Genomic DNA, 21,780 nt, shown 5'->3' on the forward strand with positions numbered 1-21,780 from the left:
CACCCCTTATGGATAAGACTATTCGAGTTGCTGAAGTTCACCTGATGGCGTGACGCGCCAGCGGTGCTGGCAAAAATAGAGCAGCGGGTTGTCCTGCTTGCTGTCGCTGTAGCCGCTGTACAGGCGCAGTGGCGTGCCGATACGTTTTTCCAGCTGGACCACTTTTTCATGCCCCAGGCAGCGCATCGTCAGCACCCAACCGCCGTAGCCGCGGGCAATTTGCGTGGCGATAAGATTCACGCGCGGTAGCCAGGGGGTATCAAAGTAGACCTGCTCCACCAGCGTCTGCGGGGAGCCGGTAATCAGCCAGATGTCGGCATCGTTCGCGTCGAGATAGCCGGTCAGGCGCGCCTGCACCACCGGGAATGCGGCAACGTGGCCGCGGAACCAGTGCGCAAAATCCTGCTCGAGCTGTTTGAGGCGCGCTTCGCTGTGCCCAAACGTACATCCCCACAGCAGCAGGCTCATTGGCCATCGCGCCGCACGGCCCTTCACCAGCAGCGCGATCCCAATAACCGGTAAGAGCGGTAGCACGAGCAGCGCATTCAGAGGCTGACGCCGCAGCAGGTAACGCATAAACGTACCAAACATATCCTGCTGATGCAGCGTGCCATCCAGGTCGAAAAAGACAACGCGACGCCCGTGATTTGCCAAACCTTACTCCTCTGGGTCGTTGAAACCTAACAGCCAGGTAAACAGGAACCCGGCGATCACCGCTACTAAATAGCCTAACAGATAGAGCACCACTTTTCCGGTCACGATGGTTAATGCCAGCGGTAACCCCGAGAGACCAAAGGTGATGACGGTGGCAACTTTCCAGTAGCTGATCAGCGCCCCGCCTACCGCGCCGCCCAGACAGGCCGCGAGGAACGGTTTACCCAGCGGCAGCGTAACACCGAAAATCAGCGGCTCGCCAATGCCGAGCAGTCCGACCGGGAGTGCGCCTTTAATCATTTTTTTCAGACGCGCGTTGCGGGTTTTCATCAGTACCGCAATTGCCGCACCGACCTGCCCTACACCCGCCATCGACAGGATAGGCAGCAGCGCGTTATAGCCGTGCGCCTGCACCAGCTCGACGTGGATCGGTACCAGCCCCTGATGCAGGCCGGTCAGCACCAGCGGCAGGAAAGTACCCGACAGCACCGCGCCCACTAACAGGCCGCCGCGGTCAATCGCCAGCGACGCACCGTGGGCGATGGCCTCAGAGATCCACCCGCCTAACGGCTGGAGGGCGACAATCGCTACGCTACCGGTAATCAGCGTGGTCAGCAGCGGGTTGAGAATCAGCTCGATGGAGCCTGGCAGAACCGCGCGCAGCCGTTTCTCGATCCAGCACATCAGGATGACCACCAGCAGCACCGCGATCACCCCGCCGCGGCCCGGCTGAAGCGCCTCACCAAACAGCGTAATCTGCGCCAGCTGCGGGCTGGACAAGATGCCCGCCATCACCCCGCCCATCGCCAGCGATCCGCCAAACACCTTCGCGGTATTCACCCCGACCAGAATGTTCATGATGGCGAACACCGCGCTGCCGAAGATCCCGAGAATCCCCAGCAGGTTCGGATACTGCGTGGCGAAATCCCCCACAATATCCGGCCGCTTGAGGATATTAATGATCCCGGTGATCAGGCCTGAGGCAATAAACGCCGGGATCAGCGGAATAAAGACGTTGGCCAGCTGTCGCAGCGCATCGCTCATGGGGGCTTTGTATTTCGCCTTTGCCTGGGCTTTGGTGCGCTCAGCATCGTCAATCGATACGCTCGCACTCACGCCCATCAGCGCGCGCATGGCATCGACAACCTGCGCCGCTTTCCCTGGGCCGACGATCAGCTGGTGCTGCTGCCCCTGTTTCACGTAGCCGCTGACGCCGGAAAGCTGCTTCAGACCCGGCACGTCAAGCTGGTCGTCGTCATGCACCTCGACGCGCACGCGCGTCATGCAGTTTTCGAGACGCTGAATATTTTGTTCCCCACCAATCCCCCGCAGGATACCGCTGGCGAGCGCTGCTGTTTTGTCCATACACGCCTCTGTTAGTGTTCTAATGCCGCCCGTAAGAAACCGTTATGCGCATCGAGTTTGGCTCTTGCGGCCGCCGCATCCAGCCCGCTTAAGATCATCAAAATGGCCGGTTTAACATCGTGATCGGTCTGTTTGAGTACCGCTTCCGCCTCTTCACGTCCTGCGCCCGTCGCCTCCATCACCATGCGGCAGGCTCTGTCCACCAGCTTGACGTTGGTGGCCTGCATATCCACCATCAGGTTCTGATACACCTTGCCGAACTTCACCATCGCGCCGGTGGAGATCATATTGAGCACCAGCTTTTGCGCGGTCCCGGATTTCAGGCGCGTGGAGCCGGTGAGCGCTTCCGGCCCGACAACTGGCGAGATAGCAATTGTGGCCACCTGCGCAATCGGTGAGCCAGGGTTGCAGGAGATGGCGACCGTCGTACAGCCGGTCTGGTTGGCGTATTCCAGCCCGCCAATCACGTACGGCGTGCGCCCGGATGCCGCCAGCCCGACCACCAGATCCTTCGCGGTCAGATTAAGATCCTTCAGGTCATCCTCGCCCAGCTGTTTGTTGTCTTCCGCCCCTTCAACGGCTTTCAACAGCGCACCGGGGCCACCGGCGATCAGCCCAACTACCAGACCATGCGGGACCCCAAAGGTTGGCGGACATTCTGACGCGTCCAGGACCCCTAAACGCCCGCTGGTCCCCGCCCCCATGTAAATAATGCGTCCACCGGCCTTGAGGGCTTCCGCAGCCGCATCGACCGCTTTCGCCACCTCTGGTAATGTCTCTTTCACTGCCTGCGCGACCAGCGTATCCTGTTGATTAAAGCGGTTAACCAGCTCCAGGGTGGAGAGCGCATCCAGATCCATGGTTTGCGGGTTACGTGTTTCAGAAACAAGTGAGCCAAGATTCATTTTTGTACCTCAAGAATTTTTAATTCATAATAATCACACTATAATGGAATATAAAATTCATTCAGGCGAGCAAAATCCGTATTTGCGCAGATAATCACATTTTCGCCAGGAGACCGTATGAACTGTTTAATTCGCATTCGCCAGCGCTACGCAGGCTTTGCCCAAAGCGACAAGAAGCTGGCGGATTTTCTGCTTTCTCAACCCGATCGCGCGCGCCATCTCAGCTCGCAGCAGCTGGCGAGTGAAGCCGGGGTGAGCCAGTCCAGCGTGGTGAAATTTGCGCAGAAGATTGGCTTTAAGGGATTCCCTGCCCTCAAGCTGGCGATCAGTGAAGCGCTGGTCAGTAATCCTAACCCGCAGTCCATGCCGGTGCATAATCAGATCCGCGGAGACGATCCGATGCGGCTGGTCGGCGAAAAGCTGATCAAAGAGAACGTGGCGGCCATGCATGCGACGCTCGATGTGAATACGGAAGAGAAGCTGCTGGAGAGCGTGGCGATGCTGCGCGGCGCGCGGCGGATCGTTCTGACCGGCATCGGCGCGTCCGGACTTGTGGCGCGTAACTTTGGCTGGAAGCTGACAAAAATTGGCCTTAACGCCATCGTCGAGCAGGATATGCACGCCCTGCTGGCGACCGTACAGGCGATGGATCCTGACGATCTGCTGCTGGCGATCTCCTATTCCGGCGAGCGCCGTGAGATCAACATGGCCACCGACGAAGTCCTGCGCGTCGGCGGTAAAATTCTGGCGATCACCGGTTTTACGCCGAATGCCCTACAGCAGCGGGCCACGCGCTGTTTATATACCATTGCCGAGGAACAGGCCACGCGCAGCGCGGCTATCTCGTCCACCAGCGCACAAATGATGCTGACGGACCTGCTGTTTATGGCGCTGGTGCAGCAGGATCTGGAGCGTGCGCCCGAGCGCATTCGCCACAGCGAAGAACTGGTAAAGAAACTGGTTTGACGCGTATAATGCCCGCCCAGTTTGTGTTGTTTCTGAGAATTTCCTGATGGCGCTGTTAATTACCAAAAAATGCATTAATTGCGATATGTGCGAGCCCGAATGCCCGAACCAGGCCATTTCGATGGGCGACAGCATTTATGAGATTAACAGCGACCGCTGCACCGAATGCATCGGCCACTATGAAACGCCGACCTGTCAGAAAGTGTGCCCGATCCCCAATACCATCCTGAAGGATCCGGCACACGTCGAGAGCGAAGAGCAGCTGTGGGATAAGTTTGTCCTGATGCACCACGCGGACAAACTTTAACTTTCGATGATCACCGTTGCGCTGGCATAGTGACGCTCATCCGCGATCGTCACGTGGACGTGATTCACGCCGAGCTTCTCTGCCAGCTTTTGCGCCTCGCCCCATAAACGCAGGCTTGGCTTACCCAGCTCATCGTTAAACACTTCAAACTGGTTGAACGCCAGACCGTTACGAATGCCGGTCCCGAAGGCTTTGGCGGCCGCCTCTTTTACCGCAAAACGCTTCGCCAGAAAACGCACCGGCTGCTGATGCGCTTCCCAGATGGCCCATTCGTTATCGCTCAGCACGCGCCTTGCGAGGCGAACGCCGCTGCGGGCGATCACCGCTTCAATGCGGGCTATTTCCACGATATCGGTGCCTAAGCCCAGAATGGCCATTACTGACGCGCTTCCAGCATCAGGCGTTTCATTTCCGCGACCGCCTCTTTCAGGCCGCTCATCACCGCGCGGCCAATGATCGCGTGACCGATGTTCAGCTCGTGCATTTCCGGGATGGCGGCAATGGCCTTCACATTATGGTAGGTCAGGCCGTGACCGGCATTGACCTTCAGACCCAGGCTCGCCGCGTAGGTGGCCGCTTTAGCAATACGCTCCAGCTCTTTCTCCTGCTCGGCATCGTTTTTGGCATCGGCATAGCAGCCGGTGTGAATTTCGATATACGGCGCGCCCACGTCGGCTGCCGCTTTAATCTGGGTGAAGTCGGCGTCAATAAACAGCGAAACCAGGATACCGGCATCAGCCAGGCGCTTGCAGGCATCGCGCATTTTGTCGAGCTGGCCGGCCACGTCCAGACCGCCTTCGGTCGTGACTTCCTGGCGTTTTTCCGGCACCAGGCAGCAGAAGTGCGGCTGGGTCTCACAGGCAATCGCCAGCATCTCTTCGGTGACCGCCATCTCCAGATTCATACGGGTGTCCAGCGTCTGACGCAGAATGCGAACGTCGCGGTCAGTGATGTGGCGACGGTCTTCACGCAGGTGAACGGTAATGCCGTCGGCGCCAGCCTGTTCAGCGATAAACGCCGCCTGAACCGGATCGGGATACGCCGTGCCGCGCGCATTACGCAGCGTGGCGATATGATCGATGTTGACGCCTAACAGTAATTCAGCCATGACAATCCTCGGTATTTTGGTTCATTTCCCTCCCCCTCTCCCTCCGGGAGAGGGCTGGGGTGAGGGGGAAAAACGTTAACGTTTCGGCACAAACTGCCTGAATAATTCGCGGCTCTTTAAGGGCTTGCCGCCAAGATACGGCTTGAGGGCAATCCGGGTAAAGCGTTTTGCTGCGCGCAGGGTATCCTGATCGGGAAACTCGCGCTCATAAAGCGCCCTGAGCTGACGCCCGGTAAAGGTGCTGTTGTCGATCACGACGCTGGCAATGAAGCCTTTTTCTTCACGGTAGCGGTAGGTCATGGTGTCTTCCACTTCGTCACCGCTGCCCGCACAGTGCAGAAAATCGACCCCGTACCCAAGATGGCCCAACAGCGCCAGCTCAAAACGCCGCAGCGCAGGCTCGGGCGTACCGGTTGCGCCAGCCAGCGCCTGGATACAGTGCAGATAATCAAAGAAAAGTTCAGAGAAGCGGGTCTCATGTTCAAGAACGCGTGAGATGAGTTCATTGACATACAGACCGCTGTAGAGCGTGATGCCGGAGAGAGGAAGCGCCAGGGAGACGGCTTCGGCGCTGCGCAGGGTTTTGACTTCCCCTCGCCCACCAAAGCGGACCAGCAACGGCGTGAAAGGCTGTAAGGCACCTTTCAGGTTAGAACGTTTGGAACGTGCGCCTTTTGCAACAAGGCGCACGCGGCCCGACTCTTCCGTGAAGACGTCCAGCATCAGGCTGGTTTCGCTCCAGGGACGACTATGCAGGACAAAGGCGCGCTGCCATCCATCCATATGCTCGTCGTCTTGTGTTACTGGTCTTCGCCGTAACCGAGGCTGCGCAGAGCACGCTCATCATCGGCCCAGCCAGATTTCACTTTCACCCACAGTTCAAGGTGAACCGGCGCTTCGAACATCTCCTGCATGTCCTTTCGGGCTTCAATGCCGATGGTTTTGATCTTGGCACCTTTATTGCCGATCACCATCTTCTTCTGCCCTTCACGCTCAACGAGGATCAGGCCGTTGATGTCGTAGCCGCCACGCTCGTTGCTCTGGAAACGCTCGATCTCCACCGTCACAGAGTACGGCAGTTCAGCGCCCAGGAAACGCATCAGCTTTTCACGGATGATTTCAGACGCCATAAAGCGCTGAGAGCGATCGGTGATGTACTCTTCCGGGAAGTGATGAATCGCTTCCGGCAGATGTTTGCGCACGATGCCCGCGATGGTATCCACGTTCAGACCCGTCTCCGCAGACAGCGGAACGATGTCGAGGAAGTTCATCTGGCTACCGAGCCACTGCAGATGCGGCAGCAGATCGGCCTTTTCCTGCACGTTGTCAACTTTGTTGACGGCGAGGATGACCGGCGTTTTGCCGTCGCGCAGCTTGTTCAGCACCATCTCGTCGTCCGGCGTCCAGCGGGTGCCTTCCACAACGAAAATCACCAGCTCCACGTCGCCAATCGAGCTGCTCGCCGCCTTGTTCATCAGACGGTTGATGGCACGCTTCTCTTCCATGTGCAGGCCCGGGGTATCGACGTAGATCGCCTGATACGCGCCTTCAGTATGGATACCGACGATGCGGTGACGCGTGGTCTGCGCCTTACGCGAGGTGATAGAAATCTTCTGCCCAAGCAGATTATTCAACAGGGTGGATTTGCCGACATTCGGACGTCCGACGATGGCAATAAATCCGCAATAGGTCTTTTCTTCGCTCATTCCAGCTCCAGCATTTTTAACGCCTGTTCGGCGGCAGCCTGTTCAGCCTTACGACGGCTTGAACCTGTGCCCACCACCGGTTCACTCAGGCCACTGACCTGGCAATGGATGGTAAATTCCTGATCGTGCGCTTCGCCACGAACCTGCACCACCAGATAAGATGGCAGCGGCAGATGACGGCCCTGCAAATATTCCTGCAGACGCGTTTTGGGATCTTTTTGTTTATCGCCCGGGCTGATTTCGTCCAGACGGGTCTGATACCAGTTCAGGATCAGCTTTTCGACGGTCTGGATATCGCTGTCCAGGAACACACCACCAATTAATGCTTCGACCGTATCGGCAAGAATAGATTCACGACGGAAGCCGCCGCTTTTCAGTTCACCCGGCCCAAGACGCAGACATTCGCCCAGCTCAAATTCGCGCGCGATTTCCGCAAGGGTATTACCCCGAACCAGCGTGGCACGCATGCGGCTCATATCACCTTCATCCACGCGCGGGAAACGATGATAAAGCGCATTCGCAATCACGAAACTTAAAATAGAGTCGCCTAAAAACTCGAGACGCTCATTATGTTTGCTGCTGGCACTGCGGTGGGTTAATGCCTGTTGCAACAACTCCTGATGATGAAAAGTGTAGCCCAGCTTCCGTTGAAGCCGATTAATTACGATGGGGTTCATGCGATACCAATAAATGAATGCGTCAAAAATGCAGCACACGAAACCGACCTGAGAAAACCAACGCGGTTTCGTGTGCCGTGGCACCCTTGCAGGGCCAACCTTAAACTTCGGGGGAATATTCTATACACAACGACAGGGGATGTCGTTAGTTCGAAGAGATTTATCGGTGAAATAATTCGTGTAGCCGCGTTAATTCGCGGCTACACGTTCATTTAGTGAGAATTAATGGATTCCGCCAATACGATTCAGGCGTACGCCGGTCGGCCATTCGCCTTCCTGCTTCTCAAAACTCATCCAGATTGCGGTCGCTTTACCGACCAGATTCGCTTCCGGCACAAAGCCCCAGTAACGGCTGTCCGCAGAATTATCGCGGTTGTCACCCATCATGAAGTAATGGCCTGGCGGTACAATCCAGCTTGCCAGCTGCTGGCCCGGCTGACGATAGTACATACCCACTTGATCCTGTGCGATTGGCACGGTGAGGATCCGGTGCGTCACGTCACCCAGCGTCTCTTTGCGCTCAACCAGACGAATACCGTTATCTTTGGTTTCGCCTTTCGGTACCTGGAAGAATCCGCTGCTCGCTTCGCCGCCGTTGTGACGGGCAAAGGTCTGCACAAAATCACTTGGCTCAACGTTCGAGTAAGTGATTGGCAGCGCGTTTTCACATGCAGTACCGGAGCTGCAGCCTGGCTGAACGGTGACTTCTTTCGCAACCGGATCGTAAGTCACTTTGTCACCCGGCAGACCTACCGCGCGCTTGATGTAGTCCAGGCGCGGATCTTCCGGATATTTGAACACCACGATGTCGCCACGTTTCGGATGACCGGTTTCGATCAGCGTTTTCTGGTAGATCGGATCTTTAATGCCGTAGGCAAACTTCTCTACCAGAATAAAATCACCAATCAGCAGCGTTGGCATCATTGAACCTGATGGGATCTGGAACGGTTCGTAAATAAACGAACGTACCACCAGCACAATCGCCAGCACCGGAAACACCGAGGCGCCCGTTTCCAGCCAGCCCGGTTTCGGACCGACTTTCTTCAGGGTTTTCGCGTCAATACCATCGCCAGTGGCTACCTGTGCGGCAGCCTGACGTTCACGACGTTTTGGGGCGAAGATAAACTTATCCAGACACCACAGCAGACCTGTCACCAGGGTAGCAATGACCAGGATCAGGGCAAACATGTTCGCCATGCCAACTCCTTAGGGTTATTTGCCGTCTTTACCAACATGAAGGATGGCAAGGAATGCTTCCTGCGGCAGCTCGACGTTACCGACCTGCTTCATACGCTTCTTACCTTCTTTCTGCTTCTGCAGCAGCTTTTTCTTACGGCTGACGTCACCGCCATAGCACTTCGCCAGAACGTTTTTACGCAGCTGTTTCACGGTAGAACGCGCGATAATGTGGTTGCCAATGGCCGCCTGAATCGCGATATCGAACTGCTGACGCGGGATCAGATCTTTCATCTTCTCAACCAGCTCGCGGCCACGGTATGGCGCATTGTCGTTGTGGGTGATCAGCGCCAGCGCATCCACACGCTCGCCGTTGATCAGCACGTCCACACGCACCATGTTGGAGGCCTGGAAGCGTTTGAAGTTGTAATCCAGTGACGCATAGCCACGGGAGGTGGACTTCAGACGGTCGAAGAAGTCGAGTACCACTTCCGCCATCGGGATTTCGTAGGTCAGTGCGACCTGGTTACCGTGGTAAACCATGTTGGTCTGCACGCCGCGCTTCTCAATACACAGCGTAATGACGTTACCGAGGAATTCCTGCGGCAGCAGCATGTGACATTCGGCAATAGGCTCACGCAGCTCGTGAATATTGTTCAGCGGGGGCAGCTTGGACGGGCTGTCGACGTAGATCACTTCTTTCGAGGTGGTTTCAACTTCATACACTACCGTCGGCGCGGTGGTGATGAGGTCCAGATCGTATTCACGCTCCAGACGTTCCTGAATGATCTCCATGTGCAGCAGGCCGAGGAAGCCGCAGCGGAAGCCGAAGCCCAGCGCCGTTGAGCTTTCTGGCTCGTAGAACAGGGAGGCATCGTTCAGGCTCAGCTTGCCAAGCGCATCACGGAAGTTTTCGTAGTCGTCAGAGCTGACCGGGAACAGGCCCGCGTAAACCTGCGGTTTCACCTTTTTAAAGCCTGGCAGCGCTTTTTCTGCCGGGTTACGCGCACCTGTCAGGGTATCGCCCACCGGCGCACCGAGGATGTCTTTGATGGCGCACACCAGCCAGCCTACCTCGCCGCATGTCAGCTCGGTACGGTCAACCTGTTTTGGCGTGAAGATACCCAGACGGTCGGCGTTATAGACCTGTCCGGTACTCATAACCTTGATTTTGTCGCCTTTGCGCATGGTGCCGTTTTTAATACGCACCAGGGAGACAACGCCCAGATAGTTATCGAACCAGGAGTCAATAATCAGCGCCTGCAGCGGGGCATCCGGATCGCCTTCCGGGGCCGGAATATCACGCACCAGACGTTCCAGCACGTCGGTCACGCCGACACCGGTTTTCGCAGAGCAGCGCACGGCATCGGTCGCGTCAATGCCGACAATATCTTCAATCTCTTCCGCGACGCGCTCAGGATCGGCGGCTGGCAGGTCAATCTTGTTCAGAACCGGCACAACTTCGAGGTCCATTTCCATCGCGGTGTAGCAGTTTGCCAGGGTCTGGGCTTCTACGCCCTGCCCGGCATCGACTACCAGCAGCGCGCCTTCACAGGCCGCGAGCGAGCGTGAAACCTCATAGGAGAAGTCAACGTGGCCTGGGGTGTCGATAAAGTTCAGCTGATAGGTTTCGCCATCAGCCGCCTTGTAATCCAGCGTGACGCTCTGCGCTTTGATGGTGATACCGCGTTCGCGTTCCAGGTCCATGGAGTCCAGAACCTGGGCTTCCATTTCACGATCAGACAGGCCACCGCAAATCTGGATAATACGGTCAGACAGCGTCGACTTACCGTGGTCAATGTGAGCAATGATCGAAAAGTTACGTATGTTCTTCATATAGTTAAATAATTATGCCTTACGAATTCCTGGAGGCCGCTGTTCTTAGCCTGACGTTTTTCAGTGCGAAAACGCAGCATTCTACACTACATCTCCGCTACCTGGAAATGGACTTAGCGCCGGGTATAGCGTGAAGAAAGGACGTTTTCTGTTTTAAGACGTAAAAATGATAAAGCCCGATGAATCACCGGGCCTCAGAAGAGAGCGTCTCGACGCGAAGCTGGTCTGGCGCCAGCCCAACGCTGAGAATAACAGGCTGCCACTCCTCGCGCGCGGCAAGCGTCGGGGAGAGGCCTTTGGCAAGCCAGAATCCCCCCAGACCACCTAATGCGGCACCGCACATGGCGGCTCCGTCGGTGCCAAACAGCATCTGGAAAACGCCGCCCATAATAAACAGCCCGATCAGCGGAGAGAGATAGACCAGCATGGCGGAGCTGAGAAGACTGCCTTCTGCGATGCCCAGTTCAACCTTCTGCCCGGCCATCAGCGGCTGTTCGCTTGGCACAGAAATCGTGTGCGATGTTTGCGGCCCGAGCTTATTCAGCACGCGGCTGCCGCAACCGGCTCGGGATGCGCAGCTATTGCATGAGGCTTTTACGTCGCAGCTCACCAGCGCAATGCCGTTTTGCCACGAGACTACCGTCGCCCACTCTTTGATCATTGTGCGGCCCTGAATTTAATGCTGTCGGAGATGCGCTTCGCCGTTTGCGGAGGAAGTTCACCCACAATGGTGATCTCTGCGTTATCGCGTACCGTTGTGCTCACCGTACGGCGCCCGGTACGCAGCATTTGTTCGGCGCTGTTTGCCGTTGCGCGATTGATATTAACCGAGAAGCTGAACAAACCATCGGAATAGAGGCGCGATTCCACTGGCGTTTCAATCGTTGGCAACTGACGACGGCTGCTGGACACTTCGCTAAACCCTTGTGGGATCCAGGCAGGTACCCAGTTGAAATTAACGGAATCGCCTGCCGGAACGGAAAGCAGCGGCGGCAGGCTGGCCTTAGCCAGATTCTGCATGCTGTTGCCAACCTGATTGTTCACGCTGAAGGAGATAACGCGGAACTGTTCCAGCGTTTCACCGTCACGGTCAAGCAGATCTACACGCATGGGGAGTTTGGTTTCCGCGTCGATCCAGACAATATAGCTGTAGCGCGTTCCATCCCGGGCGACAACGCGGATCACCTCACACAGTCTGTCCGCAATACGCGTACGCCCTACCGAGATAAAATCGTAGTAAGGGGCCAGCCGTTTGAAGTCGGTGTAAATGAGTGACGGCAGAGAATCAACGATATAGTCGCCATTCAGCGTGAAAGGCTCCAGGCCGGGCTCGAAATAGCTGATTTCGTTACCACGCTGGACAACTTCCCGACGCGGACCATCCATCTGTAAAAGCTGGGCGAGCGGCTGATTATCAAGACGGGCATGGCGATAGCGTAACGACTCGACGCCCTGCTTATTGATGCTGATAAATGCCAACTCGTAATTGAGTGACTGGCTGGCCAGATTCATTTGCTGCAACAACGCCCCGGATGATACATCAGCCGAGGCGTTGGCAGAGAAGAACAGGCTACCCGCCATCAGAGACATGGCGAACCAAAGTTGCTTCATTACTGCGATTGCGTTCCTAAAGTTTGGTTTCCGGGCACCTGCACAGCAGCTTGCTGGGTCTGCGCCTGCTCAAACTGAAGCTGTTCAGAGTGCAGACGACGCTGCAACTCGTAATCCTGCAACATCGCATTAATGCGACGGCGCTGCTCCTGAACCTGCTGTTGCTGACCGCCGCTGGCGGAAGCATCAGCCGGTACGCCCAGGCTTACCGGGCTGGCTTTGCCCATCATCGGCAGTGTGTTAAACACTGGCGCTTCTGGCTGCTGATTAGTTTCAGACTGAGTATTATAGTGCTGGACGCCAACGATAACTGCAAGCGATACGCATGCAGCCACACCCATTTGGGTAAGCTGGCTGGCCCACGGACGCACCTTTTGCCAGAATGGCATTTTCTGCCACTGGTGAGGTGCGGGTTGAGCTTCAGGAATCAGCGGAGTGGTCTGATGAACAGGCTCATTCTCAATCGCCGCCATGACGCGGGCTGAGATATCGAAATGGAGAACCTCGCCGGTGTCACCGCGAAGGGTGTCACGGATGAGATGGTAACTCTCCCAGGTCTCTTGCATTTCGGGAGAATGAGACAGCTCGTTGAGCAGCTCACTATCCACCGTTTCACCATCCATTAAAGCGGAAAGTTTTTCTTTCTGCATGCCTAATACCTTTTCCAGTATCCCGCTATCGTCAACGCCTGATAAGCGGTTGAACTTTATTATCAATAGCTTCTCGCGCACGGAAAATTCGTGAACGTACCGTGCCGACCGGACAATCCATGATAGCGGCTATCTCTTCATAGCTCAGACCATCCAGCTCCCGTAACGTAATTGCCATGCGTAAATCTTCCGGGAGCGACTCGATCGTGCGAAAAACGATTTGTCTCAGTTCTTCTGACAACATTAAGTTCTCAGGGTTCGAAATTTCTTTCAATGCGCCGCCACTTTCGAAGTTTTCGGCGTCGATTGCGTCCACATCACTAGAAGGCGGACGACGGCCCTGAGCGACCAGATAATTCTTTGCCGTATTGACCGCAATACGGTACAGCCAGGTATAAAAAGCACTATCTCCCCGGAACGAATCCAGCGCGCGATAGGCCTTAATAAAAGACTCTTGCACCACATCAGGCACATCGCCTGACGGTACATAGCGGGAAACCAGGCTCGCCACCTTATGCTGGTAGCGCACCACCAGTAAGTTAAAGGCTTTCTGATCTCCCTTCTGGACCCGTTCAACCAGGACCTGGTCCGTTAACTGCTCGCTCATCCGAGGTAATGTCTCCCCAAACCTAAATTCCACGCGTTATCGAAACGCCACTCTAAAAATACCGCACTTTGAGCAAGCACCGAATTAGAGTGTCTGATCTTCAATAAGTTCCGTAACGCCATTGTTTTTGTTCATCGCGCCGCAGACTGTTCATTTTCTCTCATTATAAGTCTGTTCACGATACGCACCACTTTCTGACAAGAAACATCTTTTTCCCGCCAGAAGAGTAACGCAACCCAGTCTTTATTTCATCACAAAATCTGACGCTAACGATCTGCTTCGCAAAATAATTTCACTCATTTACCCTCCGTTTACCTCCGCTTACGCGTTTAGCCATTGCAACACCCGTTAAAAAAAACGTGCGATAAATCGCATTCAGGTGCTATTCTGAGCCAACACTGTTTAGTAAATTAAACAACAATCATGAACACAACACCTGAACTCCATTGTGATGTACTGATCATCGGCAGCGGCGCTGCCGGTCTCTCTCTGGCGCTACGCCTGGCCGAGCATCAAAACGTTATCGTTCTGAGTAAAGGGCCGATAAGCGAGGGTTCCACGTTTTATGCCCAGGGCGGGATTGCCGCCGTGTTTGATGAGACAGACAGCATTGCCTCCCACGTCGACGATACGCTGATTGCCGGGGCCGGGATCGTGGATGCGCACGCCGCAGAGTTTGTCGCCAGCAATGCCCGCCATTGCGTGCAGTGGCTCATCGACCAGGGCGTCTTATTCGATACGCAGGTTCAACCCAACGGTGAAGAGAGCTATCACCTGACGCGCGAAGGCGGCCATAGCCACCGCCGCATCCTGCACGCAGCGGATGCCACCGGAAAAGAAGTGGAGACCACGCTGGTCGGCAAGGCGCTGAGCCATCCTAATATTCGGGTGCTTGAACGAAGCAATGCCGTTGATCTGATTATCTCCGACAAGATTGGCCTGCCGGGCACGCGTCGTGTGGTGGGCGCCTGGGTGTGGAACCGCAAAAAAGAGAAGGTGGAAACCTGCCAGGCGAAGGCTGTGGTGCTCGCCACGGGCGGCGCCTCTAAAGTGTATCAGTACACCACGAACCCGGACATTGCCTCCGGAGACGGTATCGCGATGGCCTGGCGCGCCGGCTGCCGGGTGGCGAATCTTGAGTTCAATCAGTTTCACCCAACCGCCCTGTTCCATCCTCAGGCGCGCAACTTCCTGCTGACGGAAGCCCTGCGCGGCGAAGGCGCCTATCTGAAACGCCCTGACGGCACCCGCTTTATGCCGGACTTTGACGCCCGTGGAGAACTGGCCCCGCGCGATATCGTTGCCCGCGCCATCGACCATGAAATGAAGCGTCTTGGCGTGGACTGCATGTATCTTGATATCAGCCACAAGCCAGCAGAGTTTATTCGTCAGCACTTCCCGATGATTTACGAAAAACTGCTCAACCTTGGCATCGATTTAACCCGCGATCCGGTACCCATTGTGCCAGCCGCCCACTACACCTGCGGTGGGGTGATGGTTGACGATCATGGGCGTACCGATGTGGATGGTCTTTATGCTATTGGTGAGGTCAGCTATACCGGACTTCACGGCGCGAACCGTATGGCCTCTAACTCGCTGCTGGAGTGCCTGGTCTACGGCTGGTCTGCCGCAGAAGACATCACGAAACGCATGCCCTACGCCCGCGAAACAGAGCGCCTGCCTGCCTGGGATGAAAGCCGCGTGGATAACCCGGACGAGCTGGTCGTGATCCAGCACAACTGGCATGAGCTACGGCTGTTTATGTGGGATTACGTGGGGATTGTGCGCACCACGAAACGTCTTGAACGCGCGTTGCGCCGCATCACTATGCTGCAGCAGGAAATTGATGAGTATTATGCCAATTTTCGCGTATCGAATAATCTGCTGGAGCTGCGCAACCTGGTGCAAGTTGCCGAGCTAATCGTTCGCTGCGCGATGATGCGTAAAGAGAGCCGGGGGTTGCACTATACCCTGGACTACCCGGATCAGCTTGCTGAATCCGGCCCGTCGATCCTCGCCCCGCAGGTTTACATAAACAGATAAAACGCCTGGGTCAGGGCAGTGTAATCTTCGGAATAACGCTGGTCTGGCCCACGGATCACCATTCGATCGTTAAAGCATTCCCCCTCTTTCGGCGAGAGCGCCAGCAGCACGCGGTGCGGCAGTCGGCCTTCGGTATCCGAAATATCGGTACGCAGACGCAACGTCCAGCCGATCTCCTGCGCGATACCGATGAACGTGTTGCCCGTACTCTCAGGCAGGACCACGCAGAAAAAACCCTCTTCGGAGATAAGCTCGGCCGCGCTGGTGAGCAGCGCTTTATGATCGAGGGAACGGGTATAACGCGCCTGTTCGCGCTCGGGTGTCCCGCACTCAACGCCGGGCTCGTAGTAGGGAGGGTTGCTGACGATCAAATCGTAACGCGCGGTTTGTTCAGGCGCCCAGGCGAGCACATCCGCACATTCCACTTTCATGCGGGCTGCCCAGGGCGATTCGGCCATATTGTCACTCGCCTGCTCTGCCGCCTGCGCGTCCAGTTCGACGGCATCAATGGTGACATGCTCTTCCGTGCGCTGCGCCAGCATCAATGCCACCAGCCCGCTGCCAGTACCGATATCAAGAATACGCTTAACCCCTGCGACAGGCGCCCACGCTCCCAGTAAAATACCGTCTGTACCGACCTTCATGGCACAGCGATCGTGAGCGACAAAAAATTGTTTAAACGTAAAACCATCGCGGCGCAGTTGCGCTTTGAGTTGAGACATGTCGGGGCAACCTTCTAAGTGAAACTGGAGTAGCATAGGGGAAAGCGAAGTGGCCGAAAAGCGATATCCATACAAACAGATGAAGATTACAGCCGTAACGTCTATAATCAGCGCCCCACACAGAGGTAGAACATGACTGTAACGACTTTTTCCGAACTTGAACTCGATGAAAGCCTGCTCAATGCACTTGAGAGCAAAGGCTTCACACGCCCGACCGCCATTCAGGCAGCGGCCATTCCGCCTGCGCTTGAGGGCCGCGATGTGCTCGGTTCTGCGCCAACCGGTACGGGGAAGACTGCAGCCTATTTGTTGCCTGTGTTGCAGCATCTGCTCGACTTCCCACGCAAAAAATCTGGCCCGCCGCGTATTTTAATCCTGACGCCGACGCGCGAACTGGCCATGCAGGTGGCCGATCACGCGCGTGAACTCGCGGCAAATACCCATCTGGATATCGCTACCATCACCGGCGGCGTTGCGTATATGAACCACGCCGAAGTGTTCAGCGAAAACCAGGACATCGTCGTTGCGACGACAGGCCGCCTGCTGCAGTACATTAAAGAAGAGAACTTCGACTGCCGCGCGGTTGAAACGCTGATCCTCGACGAAGCCGACCGTATGCTGGACATGGGTTTCGCACAGGATATCGAGCATATTGCGGGTGAAACGCGCTGGCGTAACCAGACCATGCTGTTCTCTGCCACCCTTGAAGGAGAAGCGATTAAAGACTTCGCAGAGCGTCTGCTGGAAGATCCGGTAGAAGTGTCGGCGACGCCGTCCACCCGTGAGCGTAAGAAGATCCACCAGTGGTACTACCGCGCGGACAACCTTGAGCACAAGGTCGAATTGCTCAAACACCTGCTGAAGCAGGAAGATGCGCTGCGCACAATCGTGTTTGTGCGTAAGCGCGAGCGCGTGCACGAGCTGGCAGAAATGCTGCGTAATGCCGGGATCAACAACTGCTATCTCGAAGGCGAGATGGCGCAGATCAAGCGTACCGAAGGCATTAAGCGCCTGACCGACGGTCGCGTTAACGTGCTGGTTGCCACAGACGTGGCCGCTCGCGGGATCGACATTCCGGACGTCAGCCACGTCATTAACTTCGATATGCCGCGCAGCGGCGATACCTATCTGCACCGTATTGGCCGTACCGGCCGCGCGGGCCGCAAAGGTATTGCGATTTCACTGGTCGAAGCGCATGACTACCTGCTGCTGCAGAAAATTGGCCGCTATATTGATGAGCCGCTGAAAGCGCGGGTTATTGATGGCTTGCGCCCAACCACACGTGCGCCGAGTGAAAAAATGACGGGTAAACCGTCCAAGAAAGCGCTCGCGAAACGTGCTGAGAGAAAAGAGAAAGAAAAAGAGAAACCGCGCGTGAAGCAGCGTCACCGCGACACCAAAAATATTGGTAAGCGCCGTAAGCCAAGCTCTGCCGCATCAGAGACAAAAACGGAAGAGTAAAAAAAGCCGGGGAAATCCCCGGCTTTTTTATTCCCCCCGTAGCTGAAGCCTTACAGGCTTTCAGTAAAGGTACGCGCGATAACGTCGCGCTGCTGTTCTGGGGTCAGAGAGTTGAAGCGTACCGCATAACCAGACACGCGAATGGTCAGCTGCGGGTATTTTTCTGGATGCTCAACCGCGTCCATCAGCGTTTCGCGGCGCAGTACGTTTACGTTCAGGTGCTGACCACCTTCCACGCGCACTTCTGGCTTCACTTCCATTGGAATTTCACGGTACTCGATTTCGCCCAGTTTGCTCACCGGCACGATTTCATCTTCAGCAAAACCCGCTTTCGCGACGACACAGCGCGCTTCGTTTTTCTCGCTGTCCAGCAGCCAGAAAGAGTTGAGCAGATCGTCATTTGCAGCTTTAGTAATCTGGATACCTGTAATCATGTGTTGCCTCCCTAGGCTACATTAACTGATGTCGGCCTCTCGCGGCCAATTGGTAAAACCATTGTTTCTTGTGTGTATATATATCATTCACACCTCGGTGATTTATTGATTTAAATCAACAAAAACACCAACCACATAAAGAGTGTGGTTTGAGTTTATTGCTTTAGATCAATTTTACGACCTTACCAATTCAATTTATCCTGCACATTTTCAACATAAATTTAGCTACTTAGCGCACATTTCGGCGTGGAATTTTGCTCACCGGGCTTTAGCAGGTAAGCTAGTCAGAGATTGAGATTCGCAGGAGAGCGAGATGACGACACCTTTAACCTGGCATGACGTGCTGGCAGAAGAAAAGCAGCAGCCCTATTTTATCAATACGCTCAACACCGTTGCGGCTGAGCGTCAGTCCGGACAGACGATTTACCCACCGCAGAAAGATGTGTTCAACGCCTTTCGCTACACCGAACTGAGCGATGTGAAAGTGGTCATTCTGGGCCAGGATCCCTATCACGGTCCGGGCCAGGCGCATGGGCTGGCATTTTCCGTACGTCCGGGCGTGGCGATCCCCCCTTCTCTGCTCAATATGTATAAAGAGCTTGAAGGAACCGTGCCCGGGTTTACCCGACCAAACCACGGCTACCTGGAAAGCTGGGCGCGCCAGGGCGTGTTGTTATTGAACACGGTACTCACCGTACGGGCCGGCCAGGCGCACTCGCATGCCAGTCTGGGCTGGGAGACGTTCACCGATAAAGTCATCAGCCTGATCAACGAACACCGTGAAGGGGTCGTGTTTTTACTCTGGGGATCGCATGCGCAGAAGAAAGGGGCGATTATTGACCGCCAGCGTCATCACGTGTTGAAAGCGCCGCACCCGTCACCGCTGTCTGCACATCGCGGTTTCTTTGGCAGTAATCATTTTGTTCTGGCGAACGAATGGCTGGAAAAACATGGCGAAACGCCAATTGACTGGATGCCTGTGTTACCGGCAGAGAGCGAGTAGTATTTGAATGTGCCGGGTCAGGCCCGGCACATGAAGAGGCTTATGCCTTATTCTGACGCCACCATTCGGCCAGCAGTACGCCGGTTGCAACGGATACGTTCAGACTTTCCACATTGCCTGTCCCATCGATTGAGACGCTCAGATCCGCACTGGAGAGCGCCGCATCAGACAGACCATCGCGTTCCTGACCCAGCACCAGCACCATCTTGCGTGGCAGCGTCGCTTTAAACAGCGGCGTACCGGCATGGCTCGAGGTAGTCACGATGGAATAACCCGCTTTACGGAACTGCTCAAGGGCATCCAGCACGCTATCGTCGGTGATCGGCTGTACGTGCTCGGCTCCGCCTTCCGCAGTACGGATCGCAGCGCCGGATTCCAGCAGCGCGGCATCCTGCAGCAGTACGCCTTTCACGCCAAAGTGCGCGCAGCTACGCATCATTGCGCCCAGGTTATGCGGGTTGCCCACATCTTCCAGCGCCAGCACGCAGTCATCGGCATCCGCCTGACTGACCCACTGCTGAACGGTGGTGCCGTTACGTTTTTTGATCAGGAAGCAGACGCCGCCGTGGTGTTCGGTACCGGATGCTTTGGTCAGCTCGGCATCATCAACCACGTGGTAGGCTTTGCGGTTTGCCGCCATCCAGCGCAGCGCTTCTTTAAAGCGCGGGGTTACGCTCTGAATAAACCAGGCGCGGACGATACATTCAGGACGGCTCTGGAACAGCGCCTGGCAGGCGTTCTCGCCATACACGCGGGTCTCTTCCGCACGCTGACGGCGCAGCACTTCCGGGTCGATAAAGCTTTTACCGCTGATACCGCCGTGATCGGCCTTTTCTGGCGTTTCATCGCCAGGGGCACGAGAAACGGTGCGCCACGGGGAGGCGTTATCACGTGAGAAGTCATCCCGCGGACGGTCATCGCGTTTGCGATCGTCACGCTTGCGGTCATCACGTTTGCGGTCATCACCGCGGTTGTTTCTGTCATCGCGGGCGGGGCGACGGCCACCGTCTGCACGAGAAGATGCCGGACGCCCGCCACCTTTTCCGGTACGCGGATTTTGGGTGCGTTTATCAGAGTCATCATCACTGCGGACATACATCACTTTGACCTTGCCGCTTTTGTTTTTCATTTCGTCGTTCATGCTTTTCTCCACCAGCGCTGCGCGAAGCGCGCAGATTACCCGATGTGCCAGCGCATAGCCATAATTTCGTACAAAAGCCTGTGACTATTGTTCTCATTGAATAAAACGCATTGTTGTTTCAAACAGGCTCATTGATAATATGTAACATATTAGAAACATTATCGGCGTCTTGCCGCTGTCCCACGGCTCTATCAGAGGTTAGTTATGAATACCGTATGTGCCAACTGTCAGGCTCTTAACCGCATTCCGGACGATCGGATTGAAGATGGTGCGAAATGCGGACGTTGTGGCCATGAATTGTTTGATGGCGATGTCATTAACGCGACGGGTGCTACGCTGGACAAACTCCTCAAGGACGATCTGCCTGTCGTAGTGGATTTCTGGGCGCCCTGGTGTGGCCCATGCCGAAGCTTCGCGCCGATCTTCGAAGACGTGGCCGAAGAACGCAGCGGGAAAATACGTTTCGTTAAGGTCAATACTGAAGCTGAACCTGAACTGAGCGCCCGTTTTCGCATTCGCAGCATCCCGACGATTATGATTTTCAAAAAGGGTGAAGTGGTCGACATGCTCAACGGTGCGGTGCCTAAAGCCCCGTTTGATAGCTGGCTTAACGAATCACTGTAACATTCACGGGGCACATCTTGTGCCCCGTTCCCGCCTCTGCGAAAATAGGGTTTTTCCTGCATTTCGCCCATGACTGATAACGCTGTTCTTCAATTACGCGCCGAACGCCTTGCGCGCGCCACCCGTCCGTTCCTCGCGCGCGGAAACCGTATTCGCCGCTGTCAGCGTTGCCTGCTGCCGCTGAAGGTTTGCCTGTGCGAGACGCTGACCCCAAGTTCGGCACAGAGCCGTTTTTGTCTGGTCATGTTTGATACCGAGCCGATGAAGCCCAGCAATACTGGTCGCCTGATTGCCGATATTCTGCCGGATACCGCGGCGTTTCAGTGGTCCCGCACGGAGCCCCCTCAGGCCCTGCTCGACTTAGTGGCAAGCCCGGACTATCAGCCGATGGTCGTTTTCCCCGCGTCATATGCAGGTGTCGATCGTCAGGTGCTTTCGACGCCGCCATCCGGTAAACCGCCGTTGTTTATTATGCTGGACGGCACCTGGACCGAAGCGCGAAAAATGTTTCGCAAAAGCCCTTATCTCGACGCACTGCCGGTGATTTCTGTCGATCTTTCCCGCGTCTCCGCCTACCGCCTGCGTGAAGCGCATGCTGACGGGCAATACTGCACCGCCGAAGTGGCCATTGCGCTTCTGGATCTGGCGGGTGATACCGCTGCGGCTGGCGCCCTGGGCAACCATTTCTCCTGTTTCCGGGAACGCTATCTGGCGGGAAAAACCGTTCATAAGGGCAGCGTCACAGCAGCCGAGACGGAAAGCGTTTAAAATCATCAGGTCGCTT

General features: G+C 55.8%; 25 protein-coding genes. 7 read left to right on the forward strand and 18 right to left on the reverse strand.

Going from position 1 to position 21,780, the window contains the following annotated elements:
- Positions 1 to 18 precede the first annotated feature (18 nt).
- From yfhb to murQ, 3 genes are read right to left on the reverse strand one after another with little or no spacing between them, the layout of a single operon-like run.
- Positions 19 to 654 (reverse strand): phosphatidylglycerophosphatase C, encoded by a 636-nt coding sequence (gene yfhb / locus ACOTXT_RS09865; RefSeq protein WP_032653055.1) that lies wholly within the window; start codon positions 652 to 654, stop codon positions 19 to 21.
- Positions 655 to 657: 3 nt separating this feature from the next.
- Entirely contained in the window at positions 658 to 2,019 is a 1,362-nt protein-coding gene (locus ACOTXT_RS09870) for a PTS transporter subunit EIIC (RefSeq protein ID WP_045335344.1), read from the reverse strand.
- An 11-nt stretch (positions 2,020 to 2,030) separates the two neighbouring features.
- Positions 2,031 to 2,924, reverse strand: a complete 894-nt coding sequence (gene murQ, locus ACOTXT_RS09875) for an N-acetylmuramic acid 6-phosphate etherase (protein ID WP_008502175.1) — start codon at positions 2,922 to 2,924, stop codon at positions 2,031 to 2,033.
- Between the two features lie 117 nt (positions 2,925 to 3,041).
- Between murQ and ACOTXT_RS09880 the strand changes: the two genes are divergently transcribed.
- Both ACOTXT_RS09880 and ACOTXT_RS09885 read left to right on the forward strand, forming a co-directional pair.
- Positions 3,042 to 3,890 (forward strand): MurR/RpiR family transcriptional regulator, encoded by an 849-nt coding sequence (locus ACOTXT_RS09880; RefSeq protein WP_008502176.1) that lies wholly within the window; start codon positions 3,042 to 3,044, stop codon positions 3,888 to 3,890.
- Between the two features lie 46 nt (positions 3,891 to 3,936).
- Positions 3,937 to 4,197 carry a YfhL family 4Fe-4S dicluster ferredoxin gene (locus ACOTXT_RS09885; protein ID WP_008502177.1) on the forward strand — a complete coding sequence of 87 codons (261 nt, stop codon included), beginning with the start codon at positions 3,937 to 3,939 and terminating at the stop codon, positions 4,195 to 4,197.
- On the opposite strand, the gene acpS is transcribed toward ACOTXT_RS09885, so the two are convergent.
- From acpS to rseD, 12 genes are all read right to left on the reverse strand, one after another.
- Positions 4,194 to 4,574 (reverse strand): holo-ACP synthase, encoded by a 381-nt coding sequence (gene acpS, locus ACOTXT_RS09890; protein ID WP_333166020.1) that lies wholly within the window; start codon positions 4,572 to 4,574, stop codon positions 4,194 to 4,196. The two genes, ACOTXT_RS09885 and acpS, sit on opposite strands and share 4 nt — an antisense overlap.
- On the reverse strand, positions 4,574 to 5,305 hold the full coding sequence (pdxJ, locus tag ACOTXT_RS09895) for a pyridoxine 5'-phosphate synthase (RefSeq protein ID WP_049120629.1): 732 nt from the start codon (positions 5,303 to 5,305) through the stop codon (positions 4,574 to 4,576). The genes acpS and pdxJ overlap by 1 nt, the downstream gene beginning before the upstream one ends.
- A gap of 75 nt (positions 5,306 to 5,380) precedes the next feature.
- On the reverse strand, positions 5,381 to 6,088 hold the full coding sequence (recO, locus tag ACOTXT_RS09900; RefSeq protein WP_008502180.1) for a DNA repair protein RecO: 708 nt from the start codon (positions 6,086 to 6,088) through the stop codon (positions 5,381 to 5,383).
- Between the two features lie 17 nt (positions 6,089 to 6,105).
- Complete coding sequence (era, locus tag ACOTXT_RS09905) at positions 6,106 to 7,011, reverse strand: GTPase Era (RefSeq protein ID WP_008502181.1); 906 nt, start codon at positions 7,009 to 7,011, stop codon at positions 6,106 to 6,108.
- On the reverse strand, positions 7,008 to 7,688 hold the full coding sequence (gene rnc / locus ACOTXT_RS09910) for a ribonuclease III (protein ID WP_003860711.1): 681 nt from the start codon (positions 7,686 to 7,688) through the stop codon (positions 7,008 to 7,010). Before rnc ends, era begins: the two co-directional genes overlap by 4 nt.
- Before the next feature lie 222 nt (positions 7,689 to 7,910).
- Entirely contained in the window at positions 7,911 to 8,885 is a 975-nt protein-coding gene (gene lepB, locus ACOTXT_RS09915) for a signal peptidase I (protein ID WP_025912838.1), read from the reverse strand.
- 15 nt (positions 8,886 to 8,900) lie between these two features.
- The gene (lepA, locus tag ACOTXT_RS09920) at positions 8,901 to 10,700 is read right to left on the reverse strand and encodes a translation elongation factor 4 (protein ID WP_008502183.1); all 1,800 of its coding nucleotides are present in this window, start codon (positions 10,698 to 10,700) and stop codon (positions 8,901 to 8,903) included.
- A 184-nt stretch (positions 10,701 to 10,884) separates the two neighbouring features.
- The gene (gene rseC / locus ACOTXT_RS09925; RefSeq protein WP_032653064.1) at positions 10,885 to 11,361 is read right to left on the reverse strand and encodes a SoxR-reducing system protein RseC; all 477 of its coding nucleotides are present in this window, start codon (positions 11,359 to 11,361) and stop codon (positions 10,885 to 10,887) included.
- On the reverse strand, positions 11,358 to 12,311 hold the full coding sequence (gene rseB, locus ACOTXT_RS09930) for a sigma-E factor regulatory protein RseB (protein ID WP_023308851.1): 954 nt from the start codon (positions 12,309 to 12,311) through the stop codon (positions 11,358 to 11,360). The genes rseC and rseB overlap by 4 nt, the downstream gene beginning before the upstream one ends.
- Positions 12,311 to 12,961 carry an anti-sigma-E factor RseA gene (gene rseA, locus ACOTXT_RS09935; RefSeq protein WP_008502186.1) on the reverse strand — a complete coding sequence of 217 codons (651 nt, stop codon included), beginning with the start codon at positions 12,959 to 12,961 and terminating at the stop codon, positions 12,311 to 12,313. Before rseA ends, rseB begins: the two co-directional genes overlap by 1 nt.
- 31 nt (positions 12,962 to 12,992) lie before the next feature.
- The gene (gene rpoE / locus ACOTXT_RS09940; RefSeq protein ID WP_006176728.1) at positions 12,993 to 13,568 is read right to left on the reverse strand and encodes an RNA polymerase sigma factor RpoE; all 576 of its coding nucleotides are present in this window, start codon (positions 13,566 to 13,568) and stop codon (positions 12,993 to 12,995) included.
- Positions 13,565 to 13,690, reverse strand: coding sequence for a rpoE leader peptide RseD (gene rseD, locus ACOTXT_RS09945; protein WP_333166013.1), 126 nt, complete (start codon positions 13,688 to 13,690; stop codon positions 13,565 to 13,567). Before rseD ends, rpoE begins: the two co-directional genes overlap by 4 nt.
- Positions 13,691 to 13,991: 301 nt before the next feature.
- Between rseD and nadB the strand changes: the two genes are divergently transcribed.
- Positions 13,992 to 15,611: an L-aspartate oxidase gene (gene nadB, locus ACOTXT_RS09950; protein WP_055321213.1), complete on the forward strand. Its 1,620-nt coding sequence runs from the start codon at positions 13,992 to 13,994 to the stop codon at positions 15,609 to 15,611.
- Here nadB and trmN read toward each other — a convergent pair.
- On the reverse strand, positions 15,596 to 16,333 hold the full coding sequence (trmN, locus tag ACOTXT_RS09955; RefSeq protein WP_032675352.1) for a tRNA(1)(Val) (adenine(37)-N(6))-methyltransferase TrmN: 738 nt from the start codon (positions 16,331 to 16,333) through the stop codon (positions 15,596 to 15,598). The genes nadB and trmN overlap by 16 nt on opposite strands.
- A gap of 132 nt (positions 16,334 to 16,465) precedes the next feature.
- Here trmN and srmB point away from each other — a divergent pair, with 132 nt between their 5' ends.
- Positions 16,466 to 17,794, forward strand: coding sequence for an ATP-dependent RNA helicase SrmB (gene srmB, locus ACOTXT_RS09960; RefSeq protein WP_055321212.1), 1,329 nt, complete (start codon positions 16,466 to 16,468; stop codon positions 17,792 to 17,794).
- Positions 17,795 to 17,844: 50 nt separating this feature from the next.
- Here srmB and grcA read toward each other — a convergent pair whose 3' ends face one another.
- Entirely contained in the window at positions 17,845 to 18,228 is a 384-nt protein-coding gene (grcA, locus tag ACOTXT_RS09965) for an autonomous glycyl radical cofactor GrcA (RefSeq protein ID WP_008502190.1), read from the reverse strand.
- A gap of 313 nt (positions 18,229 to 18,541) precedes the next feature.
- On the opposite strand from grcA, the gene ung reads away from it, so the two are divergent.
- Positions 18,542 to 19,231 (forward strand): uracil-DNA glycosylase, encoded by a 690-nt coding sequence (ung, locus tag ACOTXT_RS09970; protein ID WP_008502191.1) that lies wholly within the window; start codon positions 18,542 to 18,544, stop codon positions 19,229 to 19,231.
- A gap of 40 nt (positions 19,232 to 19,271) precedes the next feature.
- Here ung and ACOTXT_RS09975 read toward each other — a convergent pair whose 3' ends face one another.
- The gene (locus ACOTXT_RS09975) at positions 19,272 to 20,372 is read right to left on the reverse strand and encodes a tRNA/rRNA methyltransferase (RefSeq protein WP_333166005.1); all 1,101 of its coding nucleotides are present in this window, start codon (positions 20,370 to 20,372) and stop codon (positions 19,272 to 19,274) included.
- A gap of 204 nt (positions 20,373 to 20,576) precedes the next feature.
- Between ACOTXT_RS09975 and trxC the strand changes: the two genes are divergently transcribed.
- Both trxC and tapT read left to right on the forward strand, forming a co-directional pair.
- Positions 20,577 to 20,996: a thioredoxin TrxC gene (gene trxC, locus ACOTXT_RS09980; RefSeq protein WP_021241886.1), complete on the forward strand. Its 420-nt coding sequence runs from the start codon at positions 20,577 to 20,579 to the stop codon at positions 20,994 to 20,996.
- A 69-nt stretch (positions 20,997 to 21,065) separates the two neighbouring features.
- Positions 21,066 to 21,764 carry a tRNA-uridine aminocarboxypropyltransferase gene (gene tapT, locus ACOTXT_RS09985; protein ID WP_008502194.1) on the forward strand — a complete coding sequence of 233 codons (699 nt, stop codon included), beginning with the start codon at positions 21,066 to 21,068 and terminating at the stop codon, positions 21,762 to 21,764.
- Positions 21,765 to 21,780: the final 16 nt, after the last annotated feature.

The sequence above is a fragment of the Enterobacter cloacae complex sp. IR5422 genome (genome assembly GCF_049238165.1).
Lineage (GTDB): Bacteria > Pseudomonadota > Gammaproteobacteria > Enterobacterales > Enterobacteriaceae > Enterobacter > Enterobacter roggenkampii.